At 68.7% G+C, this 9,486-nt stretch carries 8 protein-coding genes and 1 tRNA gene; all 9 read left to right on the top strand.

Going from position 1 to position 9,486, the window contains the following annotated elements; genetic code table 11:
• A partial coding sequence (locus B0W88_RS26640) for a hypothetical protein (protein ID WP_198937945.1) occupies window positions 1-445 on the top strand: 445 nt, incomplete at its 5' end.
• A gap of 31 nt (window positions 446-476) precedes the next feature.
• Window positions 477-551, top strand: a tRNA-Arg gene (locus B0W88_RS26635).
• Window positions 552-581: 30 nt separating this feature from the next.
• Window positions 582-1,868: a M48 family metallopeptidase gene (locus B0W88_RS26630; protein WP_083749090.1), complete on the top strand. Its 1,287-nt coding sequence runs from the start codon at window positions 582-584 to the stop codon at window positions 1,866-1,868.
• 275 nt (window positions 1,869-2,143) lie between these two features.
• Window positions 2,144-3,574 carry a S41 family peptidase gene (locus tag B0W88_RS26625; RefSeq protein WP_077037611.1) on the top strand — a complete coding sequence of 477 codons (1,431 nt, stop codon included), beginning with the start codon at window positions 2,144-2,146 and terminating at the stop codon, window positions 3,572-3,574.
• A 68-nt stretch (window positions 3,575-3,642) separates the two neighbouring features.
• Window positions 3,643-4,425: a molybdopterin-synthase adenylyltransferase MoeB gene (locus tag B0W88_RS26620; protein ID WP_077037610.1), complete on the top strand. Its 783-nt coding sequence runs from the start codon at window positions 3,643-3,645 to the stop codon at window positions 4,423-4,425.
• The gene (locus B0W88_RS26615; RefSeq protein ID WP_077037609.1) at window positions 4,422-5,315 is read left to right on the top strand and encodes a TIGR00730 family Rossman fold protein; all 894 of its coding nucleotides are present in this window, start codon (window positions 4,422-4,424) and stop codon (window positions 5,313-5,315) included. The genes B0W88_RS26620 and B0W88_RS26615 overlap by 4 nt, the downstream gene beginning before the upstream one ends.
• 17 nt (window positions 5,316-5,332) lie before the next feature.
• On the top strand, window positions 5,333-6,253 hold the full coding sequence (gene rocF, locus B0W88_RS26610; protein ID WP_077037608.1) for an arginase: 921 nt from the start codon (window positions 5,333-5,335) through the stop codon (window positions 6,251-6,253).
• 248 nt (window positions 6,254-6,501) lie between these two features.
• Window positions 6,502-9,156, top strand: coding sequence for an EAL domain-containing protein (locus tag B0W88_RS26605; protein WP_077037607.1), 2,655 nt, complete (start codon window positions 6,502-6,504; stop codon window positions 9,154-9,156).
• A complete protein-coding gene (locus B0W88_RS26600; RefSeq protein WP_077037606.1) occupies window positions 9,131-9,349 on the top strand; it encodes a hypothetical protein in 219 nt (72 codons plus the stop codon). Before B0W88_RS26605 ends, B0W88_RS26600 begins: the two co-directional genes overlap by 26 nt.
• Window positions 9,350-9,486: the final 137 nt, after the last annotated feature.

Genomic DNA, 9,486 nt, shown 5'->3' with positions numbered 1-9,486 from the left:
GGCCGACCCCGCCTATGCCGGCCAGGTCGCCCTGGTGGTGGATTGCTCGGGTCACGAGGCCGCGGTGCTGGACGGCTGCCAGCTCGTGCGCAAGCAGGGCGAGGTGGTGCTGGTCGGCGTGCCCTGGAAGAAGCTGGCCGAGATCGATGCGCACGCACTGCTGCGCGCGGTGTTCTTCAACTTCGTCACGCTGCGCAGCGGCTGGGAATGGGAGATCCCGCTGCACGGCCGCGGCTTCGTCTGGGAGGAACTGCTGGAGGGCTACAACAACGCCCCGCACAGCAGCTTCAGCGGCTTCGAGCGGGCGCTGGCCTGGCTCGCCGAGGGCCGCATCCGGCTGCCGGGCCTGGTGCACACCGCCCACCCGGCCGAGCCGGCGCGGCTCTACGCCGACATCGCCGCGCGCCGGATCGCCGAGCCCTTCATCGTGCTGGACTGGCAGTGAGCGCAGGCCTGTTAGACTCCGCGCCCGGTTCCTGGCCATAGTTCAATGGATAGAACGGACCCCTCCTAAGGGTCAGATGTAGGTTCGATTCCTACTGGCCGGACCACCTCTTCCCCCTGACGAGGAACCCCGCCCGATGCGACGCTGCTGGCTGCTGGTCCCCTTGCTCCTTGCCCTCGCCTGCGCCGCCGCCGCCGCGCCCGACACCTTCCAGATCTCGCCCGTCCCGCCGGGCTGGCAGGAAAGCCTGCCGCGCGACCCCGAGCTGGCCACCCAGGCCTACCTGGCGCGGTTGCCGGCCGCCTCGGTCGCCCAGTCAAACGCCTACTTCGAGGGCGGCTACTGGCTGCAGTTGTGGAACTTCCTGCTGGGCCTGCTGATCGCCTGGGTGCTGCTGCACGGCGCACGCTCGGCACGGCTGCTGGCCCGGGCGCAGCGCATCGGTCGCAAAGCCGTGGCGCGCGACTTCCTCTACGGCGCCGCCTATGCCGCCCTCTCCTGGCTGCTCTCGCTGCCGCTGACGATCTACCAGGGCTTCGTCCGCGAGCACCAGTACGGCATGGCCACGCAGAGCTTCGGGCCCTGGTTCGGCGAGCAGTTGGTGGCGCTGGCCGTCGGCATGCTGCTCACCGGGGTCGCAGTGGCCCTGCTGTACGCCGTGCTGCGGCGCGCCGGCGAGGCCTGGTGGCTGTGGGGCACGGCCGTCGGCATCGCGCTGCTGGCGCTGCTGATCGTCGTCTCGCCGGTCTTCATCGACCCGCTGTTCAACACCTACAAGCCGGTGGAAGACCCGGCGATCCGCGACTCGGTGCTGGCGATGGCGCATTCCGACGGCGTGCCGGCCGACGCCGTCTACGAGTTCGACGCCTCGCGCCAGACCACCCGCGTCAGCGCCAACGTCAGCGGCCTGTTCGGCAGCGCCCAGATCCGCCTCAACGACAACCTGCTGCGGCGCGCCACGCTGTCCGAGATCCGCGCCGTGATGGGCCACGAGCTGGGCCACTACGTGCTCAACCATGGCCTGAAGATGCTCAGCCAGTTCACGCTGCTGGTGATGGCCGCCTTCCTGTTCTGCAAGTGGGCGATGCGGCGCCTGCTGGCCCGCCACGGCGCCGCCTGGGGCCTCGCCGGCGTGGCCGATACCGCCAGCCTGCCGCTGCTGGCCGCGGTGTTCTCGGTCTTCATGTTCGCCGCCACGCCGCTGTTCAACACCGTCGTGCGGACGCAGGAACTGGAAGCCGACCGCTTCGGCCTGAACCTCGCGCGGGAGCCGCATGGCATGGCCGAGGCGCACCTGAAGCTGGTCGAGTACCGCAAGGCCAATCCCGGCCCGATCGAGGAGTTCGTGTTCTACGACCACCCGAGCCCGCGCTCGCGGATCTACGAGGCGATGCGCTGGCGGCAGGCCATGCAGACGCCCTGATCCGGAATCCGCCTAATTTGGCCGTTAGGCCATGACTTCAGGCATCCGCGCCCCGCACGTTGCGCCCGCGTAAAGGCAATCAAAGTGCCGACTAGTACGCTTGAAACCCTGGAATAGATGGGTCAAATGGGCTTGTCCGCGTGCATGAAAAATAAGCACCGGGCATATACTGACCACGTGACAAAACCGTGTATACGCGAAGCCCCACAAAGGGCAATCGACGTGCCCGGCCTCATCACTCCGCTGTACCTCTCACGATAGGAATGACTCGCATCATGGGTTCCAAATTCAAAGTCGCTGGCTGGATTTCCCTGGGTGCATTGGCCGGTGCGCTGGCCACCATGCAGTTCACGGCAACCGCCCGCAGCAGCCTCTCGCCGCTGCCGCTGGAAGAACTGCAGCAGCTCGCTGCGGTGTTCGGCATGATCAAGTCGGACTACGTCGAACCCGTCGATGAGAAGAAGCTGATCAACGATGCGATCTCCGGCATGGTGTCCGGCCTGGATCCGCACTCGCAGTTCTTCGACAAGAAGAGCTTCAAGGAATTCCGCGAAGGCACGACCGGCCGCTTCGTCGGCGTGGGCATCGAGATCGGCATGGAAGACGGCCTGGTCAAGATCGTCTCCCCGATCGAAGGCTCCCCCGCCTTCCGCGCCGGCCTCAAGAGCGGCGACCTGATCTCCAAGATCGACGACACCTTCGTCAAGGGCCTGGGCCTGGACCAGGCCGTCAAGAAGATGCGCGGCGAACCTAACACCAAGGTTGCGCTGACCATCTTCCGCAAGAGCGAGAACCGCAGCTTCCCGATCACGATCACCCGCGAGGAGATCAAGGTCCAGAGCGTGCGCGCCAAGATGATCGAGCCGGGCTACGCCTGGGTGCGCGTCAGCCAGTTCCAGGATTCGACGGTCGACGATTTCGCCCGCAAGCTGGAAGACCTGTACAAGCAGGACCCGAACCTGAAGGGCCTGGTGCTGGACCTGCGCAACGACCCGGGCGGCCTGCTGGAAGGCGCCGTCGCCGTGTCCGCGGCCTTCCTGCCCAAGGATGTCGAGGTGGTCAGCACCAACGGCCAGATCGCCGAGTCCAAGGCCAGCTTCAAGGCCAACCCCGACTTCTACTCGCGCCGCGGCTCCGACCCGCTGCGCCGCCTGCCAGCCGCGCTGAAGAACGTGCCGATGATCGTGCTCGTGAACGAAGGTTCCGCCTCCGCCAGCGAGATCGTCGCCGGCGCCCTGCAGGACCAGCACCGCGCCACCATCATGGGCGCCCAGACCTTCGGCAAGGGCTCGGTCCAGACGGTGCGCCAGCTGACCCCGGAAACCGCGCTGAAGATCACGACCGCCCGCTACTTCACCCCGAGCGGCCGTTCGATCCAGGCCAAGGGCATCGTGCCGGACGTGCTGGTGGACGAAACGCCCGACGGCAACGTCTTCGCCGCCCTGCGCACCCGCGAGGCCGACCTGGAGAAGCACCTGGTCAACGGCCCCGAGACCAAGGACGAGGCCCGCGAGAAGCAGCGCGAGGAAGAGCGCAAGAAGCTCGAGGACGAGTTCGCCAAGACCAAGGAAGCGCCGAAGCCCCTGCCCGAGTTCGGCTCGGCCGAGGACTTCCCGCTGGTGCAGGCGCTGAACCAGCTCAAGGGCAAGCCGGTGCTGGTCTCCAAGACCGCGGTCGAGCGCAAGGCCGAGGTGAAGGCCGAATAAGCCCCGGTCGCACGGGTTCGGAGAACGGGCTGCCGCTGGCAGCCCGTTTTGCTTCTACGATGCCGCCCATGAACGACGAACAGCTGCTGCGCTACTCGCGCCACATCCTGCTGGACGAGATCGGCATCGAGGGCCAGCGCAAGCTGCTCGACGCCCATGTGCTGGTGATCGGCGCCGGCGGCCTGGGCTCGCCGGTGGCGCTGTACCTGGCCACGGCCGGCGTGGGCCGCATCACGCTGGTGGATGACGACGAGGTCGACCTCACCAACCTGCAGCGCCAGATCGCCCATGCCCAGGCGCGCATCGGCTCGCCCAAGGTCGAATCGGCGGCCGTCGCGATCGCGGCGCTGAATCCGGAAACGCAGGTGAGCGCCTTGAAGCAGCGCGCCGATGCCGTCTGGCTGGACAGTTACCTGAGCGGCGTGGATCTCGTGCTGGACTGCAGCGACAACTTTGCCACCCGCCAGGCGGTCAACGCTGCCTGCGTGCGGCACGGTTTACCGCTGGTGTCCGGTGCCGGCGTCGGCTTCGACGGGCAGTTGAGCGTCTACGACAGCCGCCGCGCGGACGCGCCCTGCTACGCCTGCCTGTTCCCGCCCGACGCCGCCTACGAGGAAGCGCGCTGCTCGACAATGGGCGTCTTCGCCCCGCTGGTGGGCATCATCGGCACGATGCAGGCGGCCGAGGCGCTGAAGCTGCTGTGCGGCATCGGCGAGAGCCTCGCGGGCCGGCTGCAGATGCTGGACGCGCGGCGCATGGAATGGACCGAGATCGCGGTGCACCGCGACCCCGACTGCGCCGTCTGTGCGGCGGCGCGCAATGACGACGAGAAGAGACGAGAGAGCGAATGAGCAGTCATCACCACAACAAGAAGCGCGAACTGGCGGCCCGCAACTTCCCCAGCGCCCAGCAGGAAGCCAAGGCCCAGGTCCCCCACCCGAACTACGACGGCCCCGGCAGCGCCTACCAGCTCGCCTTCACCGACAACGAGTTCCTGCTGCGCGAGGACATGCGCCCGGTGCGCATGCAGCTGGAGCTGCTCAAGCCCGAGCTGATGCAGCAGGAGCAGGGCGTCAAGTCCACCATCGTGATGTTCGGCAGCGCGCGCATCCCCTCGCGCGAAGGCGCCCAGAACCTGCTGGAGGCCGCCCGCGTGGCCGGCGACCCGGCGGCCATCAAGCGCGCGGAGATGCAGCTGTCGATGAGCCGCTACTACGAGGAGGCGCGCCGCTTCGCCACGCTGGTCACGACCATCTGCCGCGAGCGGGCGGAGCCGCTGTACGTGGTCACCGGCGGCGGCCCCGGCATCATGGAGGCGGGCAACCGTGGCGCCTTCGAGGCCGGCGGCAAGAGCATCGGCCTCAACATCGTGCTGCCGCACGAGCAGAACCCGAACCCGTACATCACGCCGGAGCTGTGCTTCCGCTTCCACTACTTCGCGCTGCGCAAGATGCACTTCCTGATGCGGGCGGTGGCGCTGGTGGCCTTCCCCGGCGGCTACGGCACGCTGGACGAGCTGTTCGAGGCGATGACGCTGATCCAGACCGGCAAGAGCCGCCGCCGCCCGATCCTGCTGTTCGGGCGCGACTTCTGGACCCGGCTGATCAACTTCGACGTGCTGCTGGAGACCGGCATGATCAGCCCCGGCGACGAGAAGCTGATCCGCTTCGTCGAGACCGCCGAAGAGGCCTGGGAAGTGCTGGAGTCCGAATACGACATCGGTTCCGGCCCGAACACATAACCCGTTAGCTCAGCACCATGACCCAGCTCAAATCCGTCTCCCTGATCGGCGCTCCCACCGACATCGGCGCCGGCGCCCGCGGCGCCAGCATGGGGCCCGAGGCGATGCGCGTGGCGCAGATCCGCGAGGCCCTGAGCGCGCGCGGCTGCGACGTCGTCGACCGCGGCAACCTGTCCGGCCCGGCCAACCCCTGGCAGCCGCCGGTCGACGGCTATCGCCACCTGGAGGAAGTGACCGCCTGGAACCGCTCTGTCCACGAGGCGGTCTACGGCGAGCTCAAGGGCGGGCGCCTGCCCATCCTGCTGGGCGGCGACCACTGCCTGGGCCTGGGTTCGATCAGCGCCGTGGCGCGGCACTGCCGCGAGGCCGGCAAGAAGCTGCGCATCCTGTGGCTGGACGCCCATGCCGACTTCAACACCAGCGAGCTGACCCCCAGCGGCAACATCCACGGCATGCCGGTGGCCTGCCTGTGCGGCTTCGGCCCGCAGCAGCTGATCGAGATCGGCGGCCAGGTGCCGGCGATCAACCCGAAGTGGATACGCCAGATCGGCATCCGCAGCGTCGACGAGGGCGAGAAGCGCTTCGTCCACGAGCAGGACCTCGAAGTCTTCGACATGCGCTACATCGACGAGATGGGCATGCGCCATGCGATGGAACTGGCGCTGGCCACGCTGGACGCCAACACCCACCTGCACGTGAGCTTCGACGTGGACTTCCTCGACCCGGACATCGCCCCCGGCGTCGGCACCACCATCCCCGGCGGCCCGACCTACCGCGAGGCGCAGCTGTGCATGGAGATGATCGCCGACACCGGGCGGCTCGGCTCGCTGGACGTGATGGAGCTGAACCCCGCGCTGGACGTGCGCAACAAGACCGCGCTGCTGGCCGTGGACCTGATCGAGTCGCTGTTTGGCAAAAGCACTCTGATGAGAAAGTAAGTTTGCCCTGCCTGCGGCAGAAGGCAAAAGCACTCTGATGAGAAAGTAAGTTTGCCCTGCCTGCGGCAGAAGGCAAAAGCACTCTGATGAGAAAGTAGGTTTGCCCTGCCTGCGGTAGAAGGCAAAAGCACTCTGATGAGAAAGTAGGCCCCGCCGAAAACCGCTGGCCCCCTGCCCCCGACTGCGCTAGATTGCAGCTTGGCTAACGTCAGAATTCAACTGACAGCCGCAGGGCAGGAGGTTCGCCGGTGCGCAGGTTCGCGAGCAGCAGCATTGCCGTGCACGCCCGCCAGTGGGTCACTGCCCTGGCGCGCCGGTCCGAAACGGCCCAGCATCGCCCCGACGAGCACCTGCTCCAGTACGCCGAGGACCTCGCCCAGCTCGGCTGCGCCACCACCGACCTGATCAGCGACGAGATCCGCTGGTCGCAGGGCATGTACCGGCTGTTCGACGAGCCGGCCTCGCTGAAGCCGACCGCCGACTGGCTCTATCACCGCGTGCCGCAGAACGAGCGCGACTTCGTCCGCTCGATCAGCCAGGGCGTCACCGCCGAAGCGCCGGCCGAGTTCCAGCACCGCATCCTGCGCGCCGACGGCAAGCTGCGCACCGTGATGCACCGCTGCATGGTGGAGCTGGACGACAGCGGCTTCCCGTACCGCCAGATCGTCTTCCTGCAGGACGTCACGCAGCAGCGCGACGCCGAGCAGCGCATCGACCGCCTCGCCAACAGCGACGCCACCACCGGCCTGCCCAACCGCAACGCGCTGCTGGAGCACCTGGAGATCACGGTGCGCGAGGCGCAGCGGGCCGAGCACAACATCGGCCTGCTGGTGCTGCAGATCGACCAGCTGGACATCGTCGCCCACAGCCTGGGCCTCGAATGGGGCGACCAGCTGCTGGCCCAGGTGGCCGAACGCCTGCGCCTGGCGCTGGGCGGACGCGGCCTGCTGGCCCACCTGGGCAGCGGCGAGTTCGCCGCGGTGCTGACCGGCAGCGGCGGCGACGTGGACGAGGCCCGCGCCCGCAGCGAGGCCGAGAGCCTGCGCCGCGCGCTGGCCGCGCCGGTGATGCTGGGCGACACCGAGGTGCAGCTGGGCAGCGCCGCGGGCCTCACGATCGCGCCGCGCGACGGCGAGCAGCCCCACCGCCTGCTGCAGCAGGCCCAGGCCGCGCTGGGCCGCGCCGAGGCGCTGCCGGCCGAGCCGCGCGTCTGCCTGTTCGATGCGCAGGCGCAGGAGCGCATGGCCGCGCGGCTGGCGATGGAAGCCTCGCTGCGGCATGCGCTCAAGCGCAACGAGTTCACGCTGCGCTTCCAGCCGCAGCTGGACCTGCACACCGGCCAGATCATCGGTGCCGAGGCGCTGCTGCGCTGGTTCGATCCGAAGCGCCAGGCCTGGGTGCCGCCGGTGGAGTTCATCCCGCTGGCGGAGGAGACGGGCCAGATCGTCGAGATCGGCGAATGGGTGCTGCGCCACGCCTGCCGGCAGCAGGTGGCCTGGATGGGCGAAGGCCTGCGCCCGATCCGCGTCTCGGTGAACCTCTCGGTGCGGCAGCTGCAGCAGGCCGACATCGCGCAGCGCATCCAGGCCATCCTGCTGGAGACGGGCCTGGACCCGCAGCACCTGGCCCTGGAGATCACCGAGAGCATCCTGGTGGACGAGAGCACGCATGTGGCCAAGGTGCTGCGCACGCTGGGCGCCCTGGGCATCGAGATCGCGCTGGACGACTTCGGCACCGGCTACTCCAACCTCAACTACCTGCGCGCGCTGCCGATCAAGGTGCTGAAGATCGACCGCAGCATCGTCCACGACGTGACCGCCGCGGAGCACGACGTCTCGATGACGCGCGCGGTCATCAACATGGCGCACGGCCTGCAGCTGAAGGTGCTGGCCGAGGGCGTGGAGTCCGAGGGCCAGCTCTCGCTGCTGATGGCCAACCGCTGCGACCAGATGCAGGGCTACTACTTCAGCGCCGCCGTCTCGCCCGAGGAGCTGGCGCAGATGCTGCGCGACGGCCTGCGCCTGCCCGAGCACCTCTACCAGGACCGCCAGCGCGAGCGCACGCTGCTGCTGGTGGACGACGAGGAGAACATCGTCGCGGCGCTCAAGCGCCTGCTGCGCCGCGACGGCTACCGCATCATCACGGCCAGCAGCGGCGCGCAGGGCCTGCAGAAGCTGGTGGAGCAGCCGGTGGACGTGATCGTGTCGGACCAGCGCATGCCCGGCATGACCGGCGTGGAGTTCCTGCGCCGCGCCAAGGAGCTGTACCCGCAGACGGTGCGCATCGTGCTGTCCGGCTACACCGAGCTGCAGTCGATCACCGACGCGGTCAACGAGGGCGCGATCTACAAGTTCCTCACCAAGCCGTGGGACGACGAGCGCCTGCGCGGCCACATCGCCGAGGCCTTCCGCAACAAGGAGATGGCCGACGAGAACGAGCGCCTGGCCGGCGCCGTCAGCAAGGCCAACGAGGAGCTGGCCGCCGTCAACAAGCGGCTGGGGCAGCTGGCCCTGCACCAGAGCCGGCGACTGACGCAGGAGGAGACCAGCCTGCAGGTGATACGCCAGGTGCTGGAGCACATCCCGGCGGCGGTGATCGGCATCGACCCCGAAGGCATCGTCGCGTACGTCAACGCCGAGGCCGAGCGGCTGCTGGAACCCGGGCTGATCTCGCTGCCCGCCGAGCAGTGCCTGCCGCCGGCGCTGCTGCAGGCCTGGAGGCTGGAGGAAGCCGGCGAGGACGGGCCCTGGCGGGTCGAGCTGCAGGGCCGGGCCTTCCAGCTGGCCACCCGCACGATGGAGCATGGCCGCCTGCTGGTGCTGAGCGCACTGCTGGAGACCCCGCTACGGTCCGCGATGGACAACGAGGAGAGACGCCGTGAACCTGTGGAGCCGCATCACTAGCAAGGCCGCCGAGGTGCCCGCGCCCGTCACGCCGGCATCCGAGGCAGCCGAGGCGCCCGCCGAGACCGCGCCCTCGCCGGGCCGCGAGCGGCTGGACCACCTGTTCCGCGCCGGCCCGCGCCAGGGCGCCGTGAACCCGCTGTACTTCGCGCTGCTGCGCTACCGCCAGCAGCAGGAGCAGAAGCCGTCATGACGAGCAGCAACAGCAGCGAGAGCAGCACGACCTCCATCGTGGCGCCCGGCCCCGGCGAGCCGCTGGCCGCCGCCGCGGTGGCGCGCAGCGTGCGCCAGCTGCCGGCGCTGCCGGCGGTCGTGACCGACCTGATCCGC

Source organism: Pelomonas sp. KK5, assembly GCF_001984095.1.
GTDB lineage: Bacteria > Pseudomonadota > Gammaproteobacteria > Burkholderiales > Burkholderiaceae_C > KK5.
This window is presented reverse-complemented; position numbering and strand designations above follow the sequence as displayed.

Coding starts and splice junctions, on each gene's coding strand:
- B0W88_RS26630 (WP_083749090.1), top strand. CDS start 582: ATGCGACGCTGCTGGCTGCTGGTCCCCTTGCTCCTTGCCCTCGCCTGC.
- B0W88_RS26625 (WP_077037611.1), top strand. CDS start 2,144: ATGGGTTCCAAATTCAAAGTCGCTGGCTGGATTTCCCTGGGTGCATTG.
- B0W88_RS26620 (WP_077037610.1), top strand. CDS start 3,643: ATGAACGACGAACAGCTGCTGCGCTACTCGCGCCACATCCTGCTGGAC.
- B0W88_RS26615 (WP_077037609.1), top strand. CDS start 4,422: ATGAGCAGTCATCACCACAACAAGAAGCGCGAACTGGCGGCCCGCAAC.
- rocF (WP_077037608.1), top strand. CDS start 5,333: ATGACCCAGCTCAAATCCGTCTCCCTGATCGGCGCTCCCACCGACATC.